Annotated in this window: 19 protein-coding genes; 14 read left to right on the top strand and 5 right to left on the bottom strand. The window is 36.1% G+C overall.

Features of this window, described 5'->3' with window-relative positions; all coding sequences use genetic code 11:
* On the top strand, positions 1 to 1,077 hold the full coding sequence (citC, locus tag ACRD7B_RS15910) for a [citrate (pro-3S)-lyase] ligase (RefSeq protein ID WP_430825580.1): 1,077 nt from the start codon (positions 1 to 3) through the stop codon (positions 1,075 to 1,077).
* Positions 1,078 to 1,109: 32 nt separating this feature from the next.
* Here citC and ACRD7B_RS15905 read toward each other — a convergent pair whose 3' ends face one another.
* Positions 1,110 to 1,436 (bottom strand): STAS domain-containing protein, encoded by a 327-nt coding sequence (locus ACRD7B_RS15905; protein WP_430825579.1) that lies wholly within the window; start codon positions 1,434 to 1,436, stop codon positions 1,110 to 1,112.
* A gap of 13 nt (positions 1,437 to 1,449) precedes the next feature.
* Positions 1,450 to 1,914, bottom strand: a complete 465-nt coding sequence (locus ACRD7B_RS15900) for an Hpt domain-containing protein (RefSeq protein WP_430825578.1) — start codon at positions 1,912 to 1,914, stop codon at positions 1,450 to 1,452.
* Positions 1,915 to 2,462: 548 nt separating this feature from the next.
* Between ACRD7B_RS15900 and gcvT the strand changes: the two genes are divergently transcribed.
* The 9 genes from gcvT to ACRD7B_RS15855 all read left to right on the top strand — a co-directional run bounded on the left by gcvT (position 2,463) and on the right by ACRD7B_RS15855 (position 11,565).
* Positions 2,463 to 3,545: a glycine cleavage system aminomethyltransferase GcvT gene (gcvT, locus tag ACRD7B_RS15895; RefSeq protein ID WP_430825577.1), complete on the top strand. Its 1,083-nt coding sequence runs from the start codon at positions 2,463 to 2,465 to the stop codon at positions 3,543 to 3,545.
* A gap of 289 nt (positions 3,546 to 3,834) precedes the next feature.
* Positions 3,835 to 4,905, top strand: a complete 1,071-nt coding sequence (gene serC, locus ACRD7B_RS15890) for a 3-phosphoserine/phosphohydroxythreonine transaminase (RefSeq protein ID WP_430825576.1) — start codon at positions 3,835 to 3,837, stop codon at positions 4,903 to 4,905.
* A gap of 73 nt (positions 4,906 to 4,978) precedes the next feature.
* The gene (locus tag ACRD7B_RS15885; RefSeq protein WP_430825575.1) at positions 4,979 to 5,902 is read left to right on the top strand and encodes an NAD(P)-dependent oxidoreductase; all 924 of its coding nucleotides are present in this window, start codon (positions 4,979 to 4,981) and stop codon (positions 5,900 to 5,902) included.
* A gap of 196 nt (positions 5,903 to 6,098) precedes the next feature.
* Complete coding sequence (locus ACRD7B_RS15880) at positions 6,099 to 6,461, top strand: four helix bundle protein (RefSeq protein ID WP_430825574.1); 363 nt, start codon at positions 6,099 to 6,101, stop codon at positions 6,459 to 6,461.
* A 320-nt stretch (positions 6,462 to 6,781) separates the two neighbouring features.
* On the top strand, positions 6,782 to 8,038 hold the full coding sequence (locus ACRD7B_RS15875; protein WP_430825573.1) for a DUF1015 domain-containing protein: 1,257 nt from the start codon (positions 6,782 to 6,784) through the stop codon (positions 8,036 to 8,038).
* Between the two features lie 99 nt (positions 8,039 to 8,137).
* A complete protein-coding gene (locus ACRD7B_RS15870) occupies positions 8,138 to 8,812 on the top strand; it encodes a YggS family pyridoxal phosphate-dependent enzyme (protein WP_430825572.1) in 675 nt (224 codons plus the stop codon).
* A 119-nt stretch (positions 8,813 to 8,931) separates the two neighbouring features.
* Positions 8,932 to 9,918 (top strand): dihydroorotate dehydrogenase-like protein, encoded by a 987-nt coding sequence (locus tag ACRD7B_RS15865; protein WP_430825571.1) that lies wholly within the window; start codon positions 8,932 to 8,934, stop codon positions 9,916 to 9,918.
* A 243-nt stretch (positions 9,919 to 10,161) separates the two neighbouring features.
* Positions 10,162 to 11,091: a hypothetical protein gene (locus tag ACRD7B_RS15860; RefSeq protein ID WP_430825570.1), complete on the top strand. Its 930-nt coding sequence runs from the start codon at positions 10,162 to 10,164 to the stop codon at positions 11,089 to 11,091.
* Positions 11,092 to 11,118: 27 nt separating this feature from the next.
* Entirely contained in the window at positions 11,119 to 11,565 is a 447-nt protein-coding gene (locus ACRD7B_RS15855) for a hypothetical protein (RefSeq protein WP_430825569.1), read from the top strand.
* A gap of 56 nt (positions 11,566 to 11,621) precedes the next feature.
* Here ACRD7B_RS15855 and uvrA read toward each other — a convergent pair whose 3' ends face one another.
* On the bottom strand, positions 11,622 to 14,414 hold the full coding sequence (uvrA, locus tag ACRD7B_RS15850; RefSeq protein WP_430825568.1) for an excinuclease ABC subunit UvrA: 2,793 nt from the start codon (positions 14,412 to 14,414) through the stop codon (positions 11,622 to 11,624).
* 365 nt (positions 14,415 to 14,779) lie between these two features.
* Here uvrA and ACRD7B_RS15845 point away from each other — a divergent pair, with 365 nt between their 5' ends.
* Positions 14,780 to 15,373: an RNA polymerase sigma factor gene (locus ACRD7B_RS15845; protein WP_430825567.1), complete on the top strand. Its 594-nt coding sequence runs from the start codon at positions 14,780 to 14,782 to the stop codon at positions 15,371 to 15,373.
* A gap of 60 nt (positions 15,374 to 15,433) precedes the next feature.
* Positions 15,434 to 15,637: a hypothetical protein gene (locus ACRD7B_RS15840; protein WP_430825566.1), complete on the top strand. Its 204-nt coding sequence runs from the start codon at positions 15,434 to 15,436 to the stop codon at positions 15,635 to 15,637.
* Positions 15,638 to 15,646: 9 nt separating this feature from the next.
* Here ACRD7B_RS15840 and ACRD7B_RS15835 read toward each other — a convergent pair whose 3' ends face one another.
* Both ACRD7B_RS15835 and ACRD7B_RS15830 read right to left on the bottom strand, forming a co-directional pair.
* Positions 15,647 to 16,642: a glycosyltransferase family 2 protein gene (locus ACRD7B_RS15835; protein WP_430825565.1), complete on the bottom strand. Its 996-nt coding sequence runs from the start codon at positions 16,640 to 16,642 to the stop codon at positions 15,647 to 15,649.
* Between the two features lie 103 nt (positions 16,643 to 16,745).
* Positions 16,746 to 17,963 (bottom strand): 6-phosphofructokinase, encoded by a 1,218-nt coding sequence (locus ACRD7B_RS15830; protein ID WP_430825564.1) that lies wholly within the window; start codon positions 17,961 to 17,963, stop codon positions 16,746 to 16,748.
* Positions 17,964 to 18,291: 328 nt separating this feature from the next.
* Here ACRD7B_RS15830 and ACRD7B_RS15825 point away from each other — a divergent pair, with 328 nt between their 5' ends.
* Complete coding sequence (locus ACRD7B_RS15825; protein ID WP_430825563.1) at positions 18,292 to 19,935, top strand: diphosphate--fructose-6-phosphate 1-phosphotransferase; 1,644 nt, start codon at positions 18,292 to 18,294, stop codon at positions 19,933 to 19,935.
* A 103-nt stretch (positions 19,936 to 20,038) separates the two neighbouring features.
* Positions 20,039 to 20,437: an RrF2 family transcriptional regulator gene (locus ACRD7B_RS15820; protein WP_430825562.1), complete on the top strand. Its 399-nt coding sequence runs from the start codon at positions 20,039 to 20,041 to the stop codon at positions 20,435 to 20,437.
* Positions 20,438 to 20,529: the final 92 nt, after the last annotated feature.

Raw genomic sequence — 20,529 nt, 5'->3', positions numbered from 1 at the left:
ATGATTGAGAATTCAGAATTTCGAATTGAGGAACCGGATTTAAGTAGTCGATACGACACTGATTTGATACGTCGGTTTTTAGGCCCATTAGGTTTTTACTTTGATGAGTCGAGCGTGGATTATTCTGTTATACTTTATACACTTAACGATGATATTGTTGGTGTAGGTTCGTGCCAGGGAAAGGTGTTGAAATACGTTGCAGTGGCACCCCAATTCCGTGAGTCAGGTGCTTTTGCGCACATCGTTACTCATCTTACAGAGTATGTAATGCAAAGCCATCAACAGGCTTTTGTTTTTACCCGTCCCGAAAATATTACACGCTTTTGTGGAATTGGATATACACATATTGCTTCGGCAGAGCCACTTATGGCAGTGCTCGAATTTGGCTATAAAAGTATTAAGGATTATCAGCAGTATTTAAAGTCGCTTAAAGAAGAGTCTGTTCTTGGAGAAACAGCCGCCATTGTAATGAATTGCAATCCATTTACATTGGGGCATCAATTTTTAATTGAAAAAGCTTCCGCCGAAAATGGCTTGGTTTATTTATTTGTGGTAGAAGAAGATCGTTCAAGTTTCTCTTTTAAGGATAGGTGGGCAATGATTGAAGCTGGTATTGCCCATTTGCCTAATGTGAAAATGGTGAAGGGTGGAGAATATGTTGTTTCAGGTGCAACTTTTCCAAATTACTTTCTGAAGAATGAAAACCCTGATGTGATTACGCAAAAACAGGCAGAACTGGATATTGCCATTTTTTGTGAGCACATTGCTCCGGTTCTGGGAATTCAATCGCGCTATGTGGGTACTGAAGACTATTGCAACACTACAGCTTTCTATAATAAAGCAATGCAATTAATTTTACCATCTAAGGGTATAAGTTATACCGAAGTAAAACGAAAAGAGGTTGAGCTTGAAGGGAATGCTGAATATGTAAGCGCCAGTAAAGTTCGTGCTTTTATTAAGCAGAATGATGAGCCCCGAATGAGACAATTCTTACCAGAAACAACAATTACCTATTTACGTGAAATGGGCATTGAGCGTTTGCAAGAAAAAATGATGGTAACAAAATCCAGACATTAAAAAGAAAAACCGCCTTTTGGGCGGTTTTTATATTACATTACGTCTTCTTCGTTTTTATATATTTCAAAAATTTTGTCAAGCTTCATAAGTGACAGTAGGCTCATTACCTGACTTTGGATACTGCATAAATATAAACTTCCATTATGTTGGCGAGCTGTTTTAAGAGCACTAATTAAAACACCAATACCAGTACTATCAATAAACTTTACGTTTGAAAGATTGATGAGTAGTTTGGTGCCACTTTTAGACAAAACATCGGTTAATTCAGTTTTAACTTCAGAAGCAACGGTAGCATTTAAGCGATCAGTGTCGACTAAAGATCCAATAATAAGTCCACTTTGTTCTTTAAATTCCAACATATTTTAAGATTTTCTATTTGTCCAAAACTTGATTTAATTCTTCAACAGCTTCCTCACAAACAATGTCAAATTTTTTAATGAGTCCTATAACTGTTTCTTCATTCTTATTTTCAGCGATCCATTGTTTTTTATCCTCAGGATAACTTGCCAATACTTTTTGTAGTTGCTCCAACTCACTTGTTGATTCACCCTTCGCAACTAATTCATCTACGTACAATTGTTTTGTAAGGAGTTCTAAATTTTTAAGGTCAATATTACCTAAATTATTAATTCCCATTGAAACAACCGATGATTTTGCTTTGTGAGCAGCTGCAGCAATTTTCTTCCAATCTTTATTTGCCATGCCGTCCGCAAAATCTTCTGTGAATTCGGGTACTTGTTCCACAAAAATGGCAATTAACTCTTTAATTATATCAAGACTACCATCAGTAATGCTTTCCAAGTAACTTAGATCAATGTGCTGATATGAATTTGACATTTGTTATTTATTGATTTGGCTTTTCAAATTACAAAAATATAAACAAATCTAACATTTTTTATGAATTTTAAAGTAAGGTACTCACGCAAGAAGCAGTCTTTTGTGCTCATGTGTTGAAAAACATAAGCATTTAAAACATGATTTTTAACAATACTAGAAGGCCTAAAGCTGATAGCTGATGCTGATTTTATCTCGGGTTAAAAGGCAAATTGATATTAGGTATTTAACTTGGTTTGGTTTTTAATAGTGTGTTTTAATGTATAGTAATTCAGATGTGTAAAGGGTTTTGATATGAGTGGAATCTAATTTTGATTGGAATAACTATGGATAGAATAAATCTATTTCAATCTGGTAGAGGATTATTTCGTAGGTAATAAATATGTCTTTTTTATGGCGATGATATTTATTAGGCAAAAATCAGAGTAATTATCATTTTTTACCAGGTGATTATTTTTCTACATTTGCTCAAGGTGTGGAATAAGGGTGTGACCGGTTTAATATGTCATAATTACCACAAGATGAGTAAAAACAATATAAACTATATACAAATGAAAAGAACAGCATTTTTCGAAAAGCACGAGGCACTAGGCGCTAAGATTGTGTCGTTTGCAGGTTACGAAATGCCAATTGAATACAGTGGCATTAATAATGAACACATGACCGTACGTAATGGTGTTGGTGTTTTTGATGTATCGCACATGGGTGAGTTTTGGGTAAAAGGTCCTAATGCATTTGACCTTGTGCAAAAAGTTACATCAAATGATGTGGCTGCTTTAAGTGTTGGACAAGCACAATATTCATGTTTTCCTAATGGAAAAGGTGGGATTGTAGACGATTTGTTAGTATATAAATATGCTGAGGAAAAATACTTGTTAGTTGTTAACGCTTCTAATATTGATAAGGATTGGGCTTGGGTTAACGAGCAAAATACAATGGGTGCTGAAATTGAAAATGCCAGCGATGCTATTTCTCAATTAGCAATTCAGGGGCCAAAAGCTACTGCTATACTTCAAAAATTAACTGATATTAATTTATCAGAAATTGAGTATTACACTTTTGTAACTGGTAAAATTGCCGGTGCTGAGGATGTGATAATTTCAAATACTGGTTATACTGGGTCGGGTGGTTTTGAATTATACATGCACAATGCCGATGGTGCTAAGATGTGGGATGCGATTTTTGAAGCTGGGAAAGAAGAAGGTATTCTTCCAATAGGATTGGCGGCTCGCGATACTTTACGTTTAGAAAAAGGATTTTGCCTTTATGGAAATGACATTGATGATACGACTTCTCCAATAGAAGCTGGATTAGGTTGGATCACAAAATTCAATGATCAAAACAACTTTGTTGATAAGGATTATTTACTAAAGCAAAAAGAAGAAGGTGTTTCGAAACGTCTTCGTGGTTTTGTAATGATCGACCGTGGTATTCCTCGTAAGGATTATGAAATTGTTAACGAGAATGACGAAGTAATCGGGCGTGTTACCTCAGGTACTATGTCGCCAATGTTACAAAAAGGGATTGGAACAGGTTATATCAACAAAGGATACACAAAGTTCGAAACAGAAGTGTATATCAAAGTACGTAATCGTAAGCTAAAAGCAAAAGTAGTTAAGTTGCCTTTTGTTTAAAATATTTGAGGTAAACTTAAATATTTTATCGCGCTACATGATAAATGTCATGTATTTATATTGAGGATAGAAAAATAACTAATTAGTTGATTGTGTTTGAGTAAGTGCCTGATAAAATGTTATCGGCATCGGACAAAATAAGGTTGCATATTGAAATTGCTTACGAATTGTAAGTCATTATTCTTCATTATTTTGTGGTCTATGAATGAGATATTTCATAATTTTGTGCTCTCAAAACATCAAATTGTAGAAACATTAACAAAATACGCAGTTTTAAAATTTTTATAAAATGAAGATTCACAACTTTTCAGCAGGGCCTTCAATTTTGCCTGAGTCAACAATTAAAAACTCAGCAGAAGCCGTTTTAAATTTTGCAGGTACAGGTTTATCATTGTTAGAGGTATCGCACCGTAGCAAAGAGTTTGTTGCCGTAATGGATGAAGCAACCGCTTTATTTAAAGAATTGTTAGATGTACCTGCCGGATACGAAGTGGTTTTCGTTGGAGGTGGAGCTAGTACACAGTTTTGCATGGTTCCTTACAACTTAATGGCTAAAAAAGCTGCTTACCTAAATACTGGTACTTGGGCTAATAAGGCATTAAAAGAGGCTAAGGCTTTTGGTGAGGTGGTTGAAGTAGCATCTTCTAAAGATTCTATTTATAACCATATTCCAAAAGGATATGATATCCCATCTGATTCTGATTATTTCCACATCACAACTAACAATACTATTTATGGTACTGAGATTAAAACTGATTTAGATGTAAATGTACCTTTGGTAGCAGATATGTCTTCTGATATTTTCTCTCGTCCGGTTGATATATCTAAGTACACCTTAATTTATGGTGGTGCTCAAAAGAACCTTGCGCCTGCAGGAGTTACTTTTGCTATTGTTAAGCAAGATGCACTTGGTAAAATGGATCGTCACATCCCAACAATGTTAGACTACCGTACTCATATCGACGGTGGTTCAATGTTTAATACACCTCCGGTATTCCCAATATATTCAGCGCTTCAAACTTTGAAGTGGTTGAAAGGATTAGGTGGTGTTGCTGCAATGGAGAAAATTAACATTGAGAAAGCAGCTGTTCTTTACGATGAGATTGACCGTAACCGTTTATTCAAAGCGCCTGTTCTTAACGTTGAAGATCGTTCATTAATGAACATTTGTTTCATCATGAATGACGAGTACAAAGAATTGGAAAAAGACTTCTTTGACTTTGCTACTGCTAGAGGTATGAGTGGAATTAAAGGTCACCGTTCAGTTGGTGGATTCCGTGCTTCTACTTACAATGCTATGCCAAAAGCAAGTATTCAAGCTTTAGCTGATGCAATGAAAGAATTCGAAGCTAAACACTAGGATTTAATAAAATTACCGATATGCTGAGTCTCGTATGAGACTCAGCTTTTTGTTACCATTTAAGAATATAACCATGAAAAAAATATTAGTTGCTACTGAGAAGCCATTTGCAAAAGCTGCAATTGACGAAATTCGTCCAATCGTAGAAGCTGCAGGTTATGAGTTGGCACTTCTTGAAAAATATACAGAAAAAGCTCAATTGTTAGATGCGGTAAAAGATGCGCAAGCATTAATTGTACGCTCTGATAAAGTAACTCGCGAAGTTGTTGAAGCGGCATCTGAATTGAAGATTGTTGTTCGTGCTGGTGCAGGATTCGATAACTTAGATTTAGAAGCATGTACTGAAAAAGGCATTGTGGCTATGAATACACCTGGACAAAACTCCAATGCGGTTGGAGAATTGGTGCTAGGCATGATGGTATTTATGGCTCGTAATGGTTTTAATGGTTCTGCTGGTACTGAGTTACGAGGTAAGAAATTAGGTATTCATGCTTATGGTAATGTAGGTCAGTATGTGGCTGAAATTGCCAAAGGTTTTGGTATGGAATTGTATGCTTTTGATCCTTTTGTGGCAAAAGAAACAATTGAAGCAGCTGGTATTACACCTGTTGAAACGGTTGAAGAATTATACAAAACATGTCACTACATTTCTTTACACATTCCAGCCAATGCACAAACGAAGCAATCCATTAATTATGCATTGTTATCAAGCATGCCTCAAGGAGCTGCTCTTGTTAATACGGCTCGTAAAGAGGTGATTCACGAAGAAGAGATTTTGAAAGTAATGGCTGATCGTCCTGACTTTAAATATCTTTCTGACATCGCACCAGATTGTAAAGCTGAGTTTGAAGCTAATTTCGAAGGACGTTTCTTCTTTACACCTAAGAAAATGGGTGCTCAAACGGCTGAGGCTAACATTAATGCCGGCGCTGCTGCTGCTCGTCAAATCATTGGTTTTCTTGAAAATGGCGACGAAACATTTAAGGTAAATAAGTAGTTCTTGTTAGAGAAATAGTAATTTAGTGATATAGTAAATAGCAGGGTGCGCAAGTGTCCTGCTATTTTTGTTTAGTCATAGAAATATGATTAGTATGTAATTATAATAATTGTATCAAATATTACTATTTGCCTAGATATTGTATTCGCTACTTTTGAAGTTTTTTGTAACTTTCAGATTAATAAATGCATGAATCATGACTGGATTTTTTGATTTTGAAAGTTTGGGTTTGTATAAAAAAGCTATGGCGTTTATTGATTTGGTATATGAACAAACAAAGAGCTTTCCTGAGGATGAAATATATGGGTTGACAGGTCAATATAGAAGGGCTGCCAATTCTATAGCATTAAATATTGGGGAAGGGTATGGGGAGACAATACCTTTGGCATTAAGATATCTCCGGATTTCAAAAGGTTCAATTAGAGAATGTGTGGTCTGTAATTCAATTGCATTGCAGCAGAATTATATTTCATCAGAGGAGAGTTATAGTGCAAGAGAGAAGTTACTTGAACTATCAAAAATGGCTGTGGGATATAAAAAGTATTTGCAAAGATTATAAGGCGGAGATAAGAAAGTAAAATAGTATTGAGTAATGTAGTGATATAGTGAAATAGTCTTTCTGGTTTTTTTAATGAATTGCTATTGTTTTTTTTGTTACTTAATGCATTATCCTAATTCACTATCTCCTCTATTACCCTAATTTACTATTTCACTGGTATACTAATTTACTATTTTACCACCTCCTTTAATATGTGTTGTAAAGCATAAAAAAAACTTGAATGATTGACCGATATCACTTATTTTACAAATTCTTATTCTCATTTTTGCTTTCACATAAGAGTTAAGAAATAATTATAGAAACTAACTAAATATCAAGTAATGGCAATTGTAAAACCGTTTAAAGGATTAAGACCCCCGCAAAACATTTCTGAGGACTTGGCTTGTTTGCCTTATGACGTAATGAACAGTGAGGAAGCAGCTCAAATGGCTGAAGGAAAAGATTGTTCTTTATTACACATTACCCGTGCAGAGATTGACTGTCCTGCAGGAACTGATATTCATTCCGATGAGGTATATGAAAAGTCAGTATCTAATTTTGAGGCGTTCCAGGCAAAAGGTTGGTTGGCTCAAGATGAAGAAGCTAAATATTACATCTATGCGCAAACAATGGATGGACGCACACAATATGGTATTGTGGGTGCTGCTGCTTGCGAAGATTATAAAAATGGCATCATTAAAAAACATGAGTTGACTCGTCCGGATAAGGAAGAGGATCGCATGATTTTGACACGTTACCTGGATGCTAATATCGAGCCAGTATTCTTCTCATACAAAGCTGTTCCAGAGATTGACGAAATCGTTGAAAACATTGTGAAGAGTCAAGCTGCCGATTATGACTTTACTGCTGAAGACGGCTTTGGTCATCATCTATGGGCTGTTAACGATGCTGCAACCAATGCTCGTTTAGAAGAGTTATTTACAACTAAGGTACCTGCTACATACGTTGCCGATGGTCACCACAGAACAGCTGCTGCTGCTCGTATTGGTGATGAAAAAAGTGGACAAAATCCAAATCACACTGGTGATGAAGAGTATAACTTCTTTATGGCAGTTCACTTTCCAGATAATCAGTTGAAAATTATTGATTATAACCGTGCTGTTAAAGACTTAAATGGTTTAACTCCAGAAGAGTTATTAACTAAGCTAGAAGGTGTATTTGAGGTTGAGTGCATGGGTGCTGACGAATATCGTCCTGCTCAATTGCACGAATTCAGCATGTACTTGGAAGGACAATGGTACAAGTTAAATGCTAAGAATGGTACATATAACGATAACGACCCAATAGGCGTATTAGATGTTACTATTCTTTCTGACCATGTTTTAGATAAGATGTTAGGCATAGAGGACTTACGTCGTTCAACTCGTATCGATTTCATTGGTGGAATCCGTGGCCTTGGTGAGTTGAAGAAACGTGTTGACTCTGGTAGTATGAAAGTTGCGTTTGCATTGTATCCAGTTTCGATGCAACAGTTAATCGATATTGCTGATACTGGTAATATTATGCCTCCTAAAACAACTTGGTTTGAGCCAAAATTACGTTCTGGTTTAGTTATCCATAAGTTGGAAACTAAATAGGAATTCATAAGATATTCTCGAAAGCCTCCTTATTTTTAGGGAGGCTTTTTTTGTTCAACTTAGTTGGATGTGTAAATTTGCAGTATTAATAAGATAGCTATGTCGATTAAAGAAAATCTGGATAAGGTACGAAAATTGGTAGGAGAGAAAGCTTGTTTAGTAGCCGTATCAAAGACCAAACCAAATGAAGCCATTGAAGAAGCATACGCTGCTGGTCAGCGTGTATTTGGTGAAAATAAAGTACAGGAGTTGGTTGGTAAATACGAATCATTGCCAAAGGATATTAAATGGCATATGATAGGCCATTTGCAAAGCAATAAGGTGAAATACATTGCTCCGTTTGTAAGTTTGATTCATGGTGTTGATTCGCAAAAGTTGCTTAAAACCATCAATAAAGAGGGTGCTAAATGCCAGCGAAAAGTACCTTGTTTATTACAAGTACATATTGCTACTGAAGAAACCAAATTTGGTTTTAGCGCTGAAGAATTAGTGGAATTGCTATCGCCTGAGTTATTAGCAGATCTATCTTTTGTTGATATACAAGGTGTAATGGGCATGGCAAGCTATGTGGATGATGAGAATCAGATTCGAACAGAATTCCGAAATCTGGTAGATGTGTTTAAGCGATTAAAGCAAAGTGTTTTCTCAACTTCAGATTCATTTAAAGAAATTAGCATGGGCATGTCTGGCGATTTTGAAAAGGCACTGGAAGAAGGTAGTACAATGGTAAGAGTTGGTAGTTCGATATTTGGTGCTCGTAATTACAACAAGTAGCTTGCGTGAAAACATTCTATATTAAAGATTACCTGATAAGAAAATAGCAGTTTGTATTTCTACTGAAACAGATTTATTTATATTTGTTTCAGTATAATGGTTAAAAAAAGCAATTCCCAATGGCAAATTTAGAAACAAAATATTTAGGCTTAAACCTTAAGAATCCGGTTGTTGTCAGTAGTTCTGGCTTAACCAATAGTGTTGAGAAAATCGGTAAATTGGTGGATGCAGGCGCTGGTGCTGTCGTATTAAAATCGCTTTTTGAAGAGCAAATTAATCACGAGATTAACAATTCCATTTACAAAGGTGAAGGTGTTGATTATCCTGAAGCAATCGATTATATAAAAGGTTATACCCGCGATAATGAGGTGGGTGATTATTTGAATCTCATAAAGGGATGTAAAGAGAAATATGATATTCCTGTGATAGCCAGTATTAATTGTTTCTCAGCTGATGAATGGGTTGATTTTGCCCAGCAGATGGAAGCGGCTGGTGCCGATGCATTGGAGTTGAATGTTTTTGTGGTTAATACCGACAAAAATATTGAGTCAGCTGAATACGAAAAATTATATTATGAAGTATCTAAGAATGTAGCTAAAGTTGTTAATATCCCTGTTTCCATAAAATTAGGATTGTATTTTTCTAATTTAGTTAATGTGGTAAACAAATTATCAGTATCAGGAACTCAGGGAGTGGTTATGTTTAATCGATTCTATGAACCAGATATTGATATAAATAAAATGAGCATGACTTCAGCTGAAGTGCTTAGTTCGTCCGCTGATATGCGACGTACTTTGCGTTGGGTAGCAATTGTTTCGGATAAAGTGCAGAATGTTGATATATCGGCATCAACTGGAATTCATGATGGAGAAGCCCTAATTAAGCAATTGTTAGCCGGAGCAACAACTGCTCAGGTGTGTTCATCAATATATAAGAACGGCCCTAAGGTTATCACCGAGATGATCGAGAAGTTGGGTAGTTGGATGGATGAAAAAGGTTATGATAAAGTATCTGACTTTAGAGGTGCCATGAATTATGGTAAAATTACAGAACCAGGAATGTACGAAAGAGCACAGTTTATGAAGTATTTTTCGAAGTACGAGTAAAAAATATAAAATAAGTTAAAAAGCCCTGTGATTTAGTAGATCATAGGGCTTTTTGGTGTGATAGATTGTAATGTATTGTCCGATAGTCGTTTTATTCTGTCCAATGCCTTGTCTTGCTTATTCTGATTGAAAAAAAATGCGCTAAAAGTAGCTTTGGCCTGTTTTATTTAAAAATTTTATAGTATTTTTCAGAATTAATATAAATAGTACTACCCAGTAAATTACGAAAAAATAGATATTCTCATGAAAAGAAATCTGGCCAAACCATTTTTTTATTTCTTTGCCATATTAGCAATATCAGCATCTTTTACTGCCTGTATTTCAGGTTCGAAAGATAAGAAAGCAACCGAGGAAGATAAGATTGTAGAATCAGTTACAGTTGACGGAAAAGTGATGGATGATTTTAAAAAATCGAAACTGATTTTTTATTCCTTGCCTTCTCCTTTGGAAACAGCTATGTTGATAAAAAGAGCTGGAGCTACCTATAATGAGGATTTACTTAATCCATTAAATAACCTTGAGAAGTATACAACTAATCGTCAGATGGCTCTGAATCTTGGTATTTATTCTGCCGATTTGAGTTATACTAGTTTGTTTGATCAAACGCAAAGTTCGATTAAGTACATGGCTAATACTAAAAAATTGGCCGAAGGACTTGGTATTATTGATGCGATTGATGAAAATACGCTTCGTAAGCTTGAGAATAACATGAATAACCGTGATGTAATGATGGACATTATATCTGAAACATTCATGACTTCAAATGCTTATTTAACTGAGAATGATCGACCTGCAATTGCGGTTATGGTATTAGTTGGGGGTTGGATGGAAGGCCTGTATTTAGCTACTCGTTTAACGGATGGTTCATTGGAAAGTAACCAGCGTTTAATTGATCGTATTGTCTATCAAAAATTGAGTTTATATACCGTTATTAATTTGTTGGAAGATTATAAGGATAATGAAGACATTAATTACTTGTTAACAAAGACAAATGAGTTAAAGGTAATTTTTGATCAGGTTAAGATTATTAATACTTCTAAAGTTGAAGCTACTACTGATGCTGAAAAGAAAGTGACAACAATTAAAGCCGATTCGGAGACTTATATTTCTGATGACGTTTTTGATAAGTTACTTGAAAAAGTTGCTGAAATTAGAAATGAGTTTGTATCGTAGTATTAATATCACCCTAGCTCTAACCTAATGCGACTTCCCCAAAAATCCCTTTTACTTGTAGCTTTTATGCTACTTGGTGTTATTTCTCTGAAAGCACAATGCTTTTCGTTTGCCAAAAATGTTGGTAAAGCAAAACTTGGTGAATATATTCATGATGGTAACTATAATGCAACGGTACTATCTGAAGGAGAGAAAGCTGAGCTTTTTAAAACCTTTTTTGAAGGGCAAAAGTATAGGGTTAGCATTAGCAAAATTGAGAGTTTGCCAACCATTCACTTTCGAGTAGTAGAGCGTTCAGGTAAAGTGATTTTTGATAATAGTAACCACAACTATAGTTTAGTTTGGGATTTTGAAGTAGAATCAACCCAGATGTTGATTGTGGAGATGGAAGTTCTTGAACGAAAAGTACAGGATAATGACATTATATCTGGATGTGTTGCCGTATTGTTTGGGGTGGAGCCAGATAAGAAGTGATAGAAATTAATTGAAAGAATATAAAGAAAAGCCACGCAATCGCGTGGCTTACTTGTTTATTGTAAGTAAGGTTTTAGGAAATGACCTGTGTATGATTCTTTGCAGCTAATCAAATCTTCAGGCGTGCCTTCAAACACAATGGCTCCACCATCTTGTCCTCCTTCAGGGCCTAAATCAATTATCCAATCGGCTGATTTAATTATCTCCATATTGTGCTCTACAATTAATAAGGAGTGACCATTCTTTACTAAAGCGGCAAAAGCGTTTAGTAGTTTCTTGATATCATGAAAATGTAGTCCGGTTGTTGGTTCATCGAAAATAAAGAGTGTAGGTTGGCTTTTTTCATTGGCCAGATAAGAAGCAAGCTTCACACGTTGGCTTTCACCTCCACTCAAGGTACTCGATGATTGGCCGAGTTTAACATATCCCAAACCTACGTCAGCCAAAGGTTTTAAGCGTTTGCTTATACGTTTCGACAGCGTATCTTTGGTTTCAGAGAAAAACTCAATGGCTTCGTTCACTGTCATCTCAAGTATGTCGAATACATTTTTGCCCTTGTATTTTACATCAAGAACATCATCCTTAAAACGATGCCCATGACAACTTTCACACAATAGTACAATATCTGCCATAAACTGCATTTCCACCTTTATGGTGCCTTCTCCCTGGCATTCTTCACAACGGCCCCCATCGATATTAAAAGAGAAGTGAGACGGCTTAAATCCATTGTTTTTAGCTGCCTGCTGTTCCGACATTAACTTCCTAATCTCATCGTAAGCTTTAAGGTAGGTGGCCGGATTGGAGCGCGAACTTTTACCGATAGGATTTTGATCCACAAACTCAACGTCGGTAACTTCACCCAAGGCACCAGTCATTTGATCAAACGAGCCTGTTTTGTCGGCATAGCCACCTAAATGTTTTTTCAGAGCCGGGTATAGAATTTTTCGTACCAAAGAAGTTTTTCCTGAACCAGAAACCCCAGTAATGGCGCATATGATGTTAAGTGGAAATTTGACACTGATATTCTTTAGGTTGTTTTCGCAAGCACCTTTGATATCTATTGTGTTGTTGAATTTTCTTCGCGTATTGGGAACTTCAATTTTTTCAATTCCCTTGAGGTATTTTGTTGTTAAGCTTTTATCGGATGCTTCAAGTGCTCGAAAATCGCCCTGAAATACTAATTCGCCACCAAGTCTTCCCGCACCTGGGCCAATGTCAATAATTTTATCCGATGCCCGAATTATATCTTCATCGTGCTCAACAACAATTACAGTATTGCCCAGATCTTTCAGGTTCTTCAATACTTTAATAAGTAAATCGGTGTCGCGAGAGTGAAGTCCAATACTTGGCTCATCCAATATGTATAGTGACCCAACTAAACTACTTCCCAGACTTGTTGCTAAATTAATGCGTTGACTTTCGCCGCCCGATAGGGTAGAAGAAAGGCGGTTTAAGGTTAAGTAGCCAAGGCCAACGTTACAAAGAAATTGTAAACGAAGTTGAATTTCTTTTAAGAGTCGTCCGGCAACTTCTTGGTCGTGTTTGTTCAGTTTTAAATCATCAAAGAAATGACTTAGTTGAGCTACTGGTAAATTAACTAATTCGTGAATGTTTTTGTTGGCTAATTTCACCCAAGCTGCTTCCTTCTTTAATCTGGCTCCATCACATTCAGGGCAAACCGTTTTGCCTCTGTAGCGCGATAACATTACACGGTATTGAATCTTATATTGCTTTTCCTCTACGTGTGTAAAGAAATCATTCAGTCCATTAAAATGCTCATTGCCTGTCCAAAGTAATTTTTTGTGTTCTTTATTAAGTTCAAAATATGATTTATGGACAGGGAAATCAAAACGATGCGCATTGTTGATTAGTTGTTCTTTCCATTGCCCCATCTTTTCACCTTTCCAACAGGCGATTGCACCTTCAAAAACGGATAGACTTTTGTTTGGAATAACCAAATCCTCGTCAATGCCAATGACATTACCAAATCCTTCGCATTTAGGACATGCACCCACTGGGTTGTTGAAGGAGAATAGGTGCTCCCCAGGTTCTTCAAATTCGATGCCGTCTAGTTCGAAGCGATTATTGAAATTAACTAAGGTAGTTTCATTGCCATTGAATATTTTTAAAGCACATTCACCTTTCCCTTCGTAAAATGCCGTTTGTACCGAATCGGCTAATCGATTTATGGTGTCTTCGTCATTTGAATAGCTAATTCGATCGATAACCAAGTTGATGGTTTTACAATCTGGCAGGTATTCTTCCGATCCTTTTATGATGTCTTCTATCCGTTTGAATTCATTGTTGATCTCAACGCGACTGAATCCCTGTTTGAGTAATACCTCCAGGTGTTCGTTACAATTTCTGTCTTCAGAATGTTGCACTGGAGCAAGTATGGCTAGTTTAGTACCTTCAGCAAGAGACTTTACATGTTCAACGGCATCTGATACATAATGCCGTTTTACTTCATTTCCACTAATTGGAGAAATGGTTTTTCCAACGCGAGCAAAAATAAGTTTGATGTAATCGTATATTTCGGTACTCGTTCCGACAGTAGAACGTGGATTACGAGTGTTAACCTTTTGTTCTATTGCAATGGCTGGTGGTATGCCTTTAATGTAATCTACTTCCGGTTTATCTAATCTGCCAAGGAATTGTCTTGCGTAAGAGCTAAGGCTTTCAACATATCTACGTTGCCCCTCCGCATACAATGTGTCAAATGCCAGCGACGATTTCCCGCTGCCCGATACACCTGTAATAACAATAAACTCATCACGAGGAATTTCTAAGTCTATATTCTTAAGATTATGAACTTTAGCTCCCTTTATTATTATGGCATTATTTTGCATGCTTTCCTTTCGTAATTATTTCAAGAATGCAAAGATAGACAAGCTGGCTTTAGTTGCGAAAATTTCTTAGTTCTAAATTAGTGTTTTAAAGAAAGTTCTGTAATGAGACTGATTTTTTGGCGATTTTAGCTGTGCTTGATTAAGGATTATTTTTCTCTTAGAGAAACTGTGTATAGGAGGGTTATTGTATAAGGTGTTGAATATAAAAGTTTTGATATTTGAAACTTGTTGATGAGTTTTGCGTAAATGGAAATTAAACTTGTGTATATAAACAATTTTTACTTTTTTTAAGCTCTCAAAATTATTATTCACATTTAAAAAATTGCCTATAAGTAGACCTTTACAAGAACCAAAAAAATAGTGTTATGGAAAAGCAAACTTTGCTTTCTGATGAATATCTTGTAAAGAGTTTTATTGAGGGTAATTATGGATCTATTGATGTTCTAATCGATAGACATAAATCAAAAATATTCTCTTATATTTTAATGTGTGTCAAGCAGCAGGAGCTTGCTGAGGATATTTTTCAGGAAGCTTTCATTCGTGTTATTAAAACATTAAAGCAGGGCAGATATTCTGATAGTGGAAAGTTTTCTTCGTGGGTGATGCGTATAGCTCATAATTTGATCATCGATTTTTATCGTAAGCAAAAAAATAAGGCGGTTATTTCAAATGATAGTTATGAATATGACTTATTTAATTCGGTGAAATTTTCGGATAAATCGATTGAGGAAAAAATGATCTACGACCAGGTACTTGGTGAAGTTGGAAAGCTGGTTAAATTATTGCCCGACAATCAGCGAGAGGTTGTTGAGATGCGCCATTACAGAGATTTAAGCTTTAAGGAAATAGCGGAAGAGACGGATGTTAGTATTAATACAGCATTGGGGAGAATGCGTTATGCACTTATGAACCTACGTCGAATGATGGAGGAACGTAACATATCCTTGTCGCTAACTTAAACTAAAAGACAATATATATTTGTAGGCTGCGTTTTAGGAATATAAACTTAAAAAATGCCTATGAATAGAATGTTTACTCAAGATTATTTGTGTCTCGAAGAAGAGGCAACACGATTATTGTCGGTTTATGAATCGTATGTCGATGATAAACAATTCGGAAATTCTAAAGCTTTACAAGCTATAACTGGTCGCTTAAAATCATTTGCGAGAAGTTATCAGTTCGTTAAAACTGAGACTTGCAATATTGAGCATGTAAGCAATTAGTTTTATTATTTAATCGTAAAAGGATTGGGCAAAGCTATGAAAAGAACCTTTGCCCCTTACTATTCTTACCCAAAAGGCTTGGATGAAACCAAAGCCATACCCAAAGAGTTGGACGAAGGATGCAAGCATACTTAAAAAACCGACTTTTAGGTTTTTTGTGCGCGACCAGGCATCGACAATAATGGTTAATGGGAAAATCATTGCTACAATCCAGATCCAGGGACTAAGTAGGATAGCCATAAGAACAAGCAATGGGTACGCTATTGTAAACAATGATGGAGCCAAATGCACCAATTTAAGTGTGCCCGGGTGTTTTAAAGAAAGGTTTATGCGCGCAATACCAGAATTAAATACCTGTTTGTAAAAGGCTTTAAAGTGAGTTCGTCTTTTGTGGTAAACAAGTGCATCATTAATGAGACCAACTTTTAGTCCTTTTTCGACGGCACGCATGCTAAAATCTAAATCTTCGCCAAATCGCATTGGTGCAAAACCACCTAGTTCTTTAAATTGTTCAGCAGTAATACCAAGGTTAAAGCTTCGAGGATAAAACTTATCTAACTTTTTCTTTCCACCTCTAATGCCGCCCGTGGTAATAGGCGAAGTCATCGAATAGCTGATCGCTTTTTGTATGGGTGTGAAAAACGGATGAGAACTGTCTGGTCCTCCAAAGCAGTCGAGGTTTTGTGCTTCTAATTCTTTAATAACAATATTGAAATAATTGGATGGAATGATGCAATCGCTATCAAAAAAGATCAAATAACCACTTTTGGCTTTGGAAGCACCATAGTTTCTTGCTGGTCCCGGTCCTTGATTCTCTTGAAAATAATAGTGCAAATCTAATTCATCGTAATAGTGCTTTATTGCCTCTTTGCATGTGACAGTAGATCCGTCTTCAACAATAATTACTTCGAACGATGATATTAAAGACTGAAGCGTTAGTGATTCTAATAATTCAACTATTTCTTCAGGTCTATTATATACGGGTATGATGACAGAGAAGTGCATTTGTTTCAATTTGCACAAATATAACAAATCTATTAAGGCATTATTAATGCTTCTATGCAGAAACTTTATAATGTTTATTAAAAAATATTAAAACGCACTCAGTTTATTCCCGGGTTAATATCATCATTGGATCACCAACAATGTTTGAATATATGGGTCTGTATCGATTTATGTCGTAAAACCTTTGAACATTCACTCTTTTAGTACTTTTGCCGTGGGCATCTTTTTTAACCGCTTCAACAGAAACATGGTTGTACTTTCCATCGTTAATGCAGACCATCTGACCACAGTTATCTTTAATTATTAAATCGAGTGCTAAATTGGCATAGGCTGTAGGAACAATTGAATCTAAGGCATCCGGTTCACCGGATCGAACCAGGTACCCCAATTTTTGATTGATAATGTTGATTTCTTTACCGTTATTAAATTTAGGTGACAGTGTTTTTAGTTGTGAGCCTATCATCTCACCTATACCACCCAGTTTTTTGTGGCCAAAGGCGTCCGTCTCATTGCTACTATACACAGTATCGCCACCTTCAAAAGTTGCGCCTTCTGAAACCAAAACCACTGAATACTTACTTGGATTATTATTTCTATCCTCAACCATTAAAGCTGTGAGTTGCTCAATGTTAAATTCGTGTTCGGGTATCACACAACGGTCGGCAGCTCCACCAACTGTTGGCAAAAGTGCTGAGAATCCTGCATTACGGCCAAATACTTCTAGTACAAGAAAGCGCTCGTGCGATCCGGCACATGTACGAAGGGCATGAGTTAATTCAATGGTTCTTGTAACGCATGTGCTAAATCCAATGCAATACTCGGTGCCCGGAACATCACCATCCATGGTTTTGGGTATAGCTATTAATTTTATTCCTTCATGATGTAGTCGTACTGCATAGCTTAAAGTATCATCGCCTCCAATTGGTACGAGGTAATCAATGCCAACATATTTCAGGTTTCGAACCGCTTCATCCGTTAAGTCATTATATTCGTCTTTGTAATCACCTTTCAAATGCTCAGGAACATCTGCAAGTGCTACTTTATTGGCTTTTGTTCTGCTTGAATGAAGAAATGTTCCACCTGTTCGTCCCAAGCGGTTCACTATATTTTCATTTAATTCAAAAAGAAAAGGTTGTTCATGTATACTTAGTGAAGGATTAATTGAAATCACACCTTTCCACCCATTTCGGATACCAATTACACGATAGCCCTCGTGAATAGCTCGAATGGTGACTGCTCGAATGGCTGGATTTAGGCCGGGAACGTCTCCACCACCTGTTAAAATACCTATTGTTTTCGGAGTACTTTTAATGAGTGTCATGTTGTAAGGTTTTAAATTGCAGTATTTTCGGATTATTTACTTACAGCTTTTTTGTTCATTACTGGTGATATTACCAAATTTAATAAATATAAATGATAATGGACAGGTTTTAAGGTTATTCACTTAAATGAGCGTGAGTTAATGTTAAATAGAGGGCGGTAAATATTATCTATCTAACGATAATTGGTTTAAATAAGTTAATGATTGTAAATTGTATGGCCCTTTTATTTCTATTTTGAAAAAATATCAGCAAATTTGCAAAACTTTATAAAAGCACTTATTTATCATTGTAAAGTGCCAATATGTTATTTATTAATCGAACGATAAAATGATTAAGAGTCCACTTCAGATTGCACGTGAGAATTACGCTCCAAAATTGCCAAAGTCTTTGCAAGGTAGCGTTAAAATTGTTGAAGGAAAAAATACTGAGTCAGTAGCTGATCAGGCTGAAATAGAGAAGATATTTCCGAATACATATGGAATGCCATTGTTGAGTTTTGAACCAGGTGAAGTAAAAGTATCTTCAGCAAGAAATGTTGGTGTAATTCTTTCAGGTGGTCAAGCACCGGGTGGTCACAATGTAATTTCAGGAATATACGATGGATTAAAGAAGCTAAATTCAGATAATAAATTGTTTGGTTTTCTTGGAGGACCAGGTGGTTTGGTTGATAATCAGTATATCGAGTTAACCGAAGATGTAGTTAATCACTATCGTAATACAGGTGGTTTTGATATTATTGGTTCGGGTCGTACAAAACTTGAAGAGGAAGCACAGTATGAGCAGGCTCTATTGAATTGTAGAGAGTTGGACATTACTGCCTTAGTCATTATTGGTGGTGACGATTCAAATACCAATGCTTGTGTTTTAGCAGAGTATTACAAAGCCAAAGGAGCAGGTATCCAAGTTATTGGTGTTCCAAAAACAATTGATGGCGACCTTAAAAACGAGATGGTTGAAACTTCATTTGGTTTTGATACTGCTTGTAAAGTATATAGCGAGCTGATTGGTAACATTCAGCGTGATGCTAATTCAGCTAAAAAATATTGGCACTTTATTAAATTAATGGGGCGTTCAGCTTCGCATATTGGTTTAGAGTGTGCTTTACAAACACAACCTAATATTTGTATTATTTCTGAAGAGGTTGAGGCTAAGCAGTTGACTTTGGATGATGTAGTAACTGATATTGCTAATATTGTAGCTAAGCGCGCTGCTAATGGAGATAACTTCGGTACTGCTCTTATTCCTGAAGGCTTGGTTGAGTTTATACCAGCCATGAAGAAATTAATTGCTGAGTTGAACGACTTTTTAGCACATAACGAAGCTGAAGTAAATGCATTTGAAGGAAATAAAGAGAAACGTGAATTTGTTGCTGAGCGTATTTCAAAAGAATCACGTGAAGTGTTTGTTTCTCTTCCTAATTCAATTGCAAACCAATTAATGTTAGATCGTGATCCACATGGTAACGTTCAGGTTTCGTTAATTGAAACGGAGAAGATGTTGATTGATATGGTGAAAGCCAAATTGAAGAAAATGAAGAAAGCTGGTGAATTTAAAGGTAAATTCAAAGGACAGCCTCATTTCTTTGGTTACGAAGGGCGTTGTGCCGCACCATCTAATTTTGATGCTGATTATTGTTACTCTTTGGGATGTACTGCATCGGTATTAATCGCTGAGGGTAAAACAGGATATATGGCATCTGTACGTAACTTAATTGCGCCATCTGAAGAGTGGATTGCAGGCGGTGTGCCAGTAACGATGATGATGAACATGGAAAAGCGTCATGGAGAAATGAAGCCTGTTATTCAAAAGGCATTGGTTCGTTTGGATGGTGCTCCTTATAAAAAGTTTGTTGAACAACGTGAAGATTGGGCAGGAAATACGAAATATGTTTACCCTGGTCCAATTCAATACTTTGGTCCAACTGAGGTATGTGATTTAACTACAAAGACATTAAAATACGAGCAAGAGTAATTCTTTTGCTAATAAAATTAGCCCGTAACTTAATTGTTGCGGGTTTTTTTATATTTTAGCCTTTTTAAACCATTTAAGTATTGAATAACCTGAAAATAGTATTATGTCAAAAATAGTTACCCTCTCCGAAGCGGCATCCATAGCTTTGCATGCTATGGTATTGATTGCACGAAGTGAAAAGAAACTGAATGTGAACCAGATTTCAGAAGCCATTGAAAGTTCGAAACATCATGTTGCTAAGGTAATGCAACGATTAGCTAAGGAGGATTTTGTAGCTTCAAACAGAGGGCCTAGTGGTGGGTTTGTTATTAAAATTGATCCGGCTAAGTTATCATTATTGGCTATTTATGAGGCAATAGAAGGTAAGGTCACTATTCAGTCGTGCCCAGGCGATAAAAGATCGTGTATTATTGGAACTTGTATGTTAGGTGATTTATCTAAGAATATGACACGTGAATTTAAGGAATACATGGAAAGTCATTTTCTAACCGAGTATATGTAGGCATATTCTTAAGTGACATATTACTTTGATAATTAAATAATTATCACTATTTTAATGATATAATAAAACCCCGAAAACAGGCACTTTTGCCA

The organism is Carboxylicivirga fragile (genome assembly GCF_050589805.1).
GTDB classification, from domain to species: domain Bacteria; phylum Bacteroidota; class Bacteroidia; order Bacteroidales; family Marinilabiliaceae; genus Carboxylicivirga; species Carboxylicivirga fragile.
The sequence above is the reverse complement of the archived record's forward strand: the minus strand, read 5'-3'. Positions and strand labels throughout refer to the sequence as shown.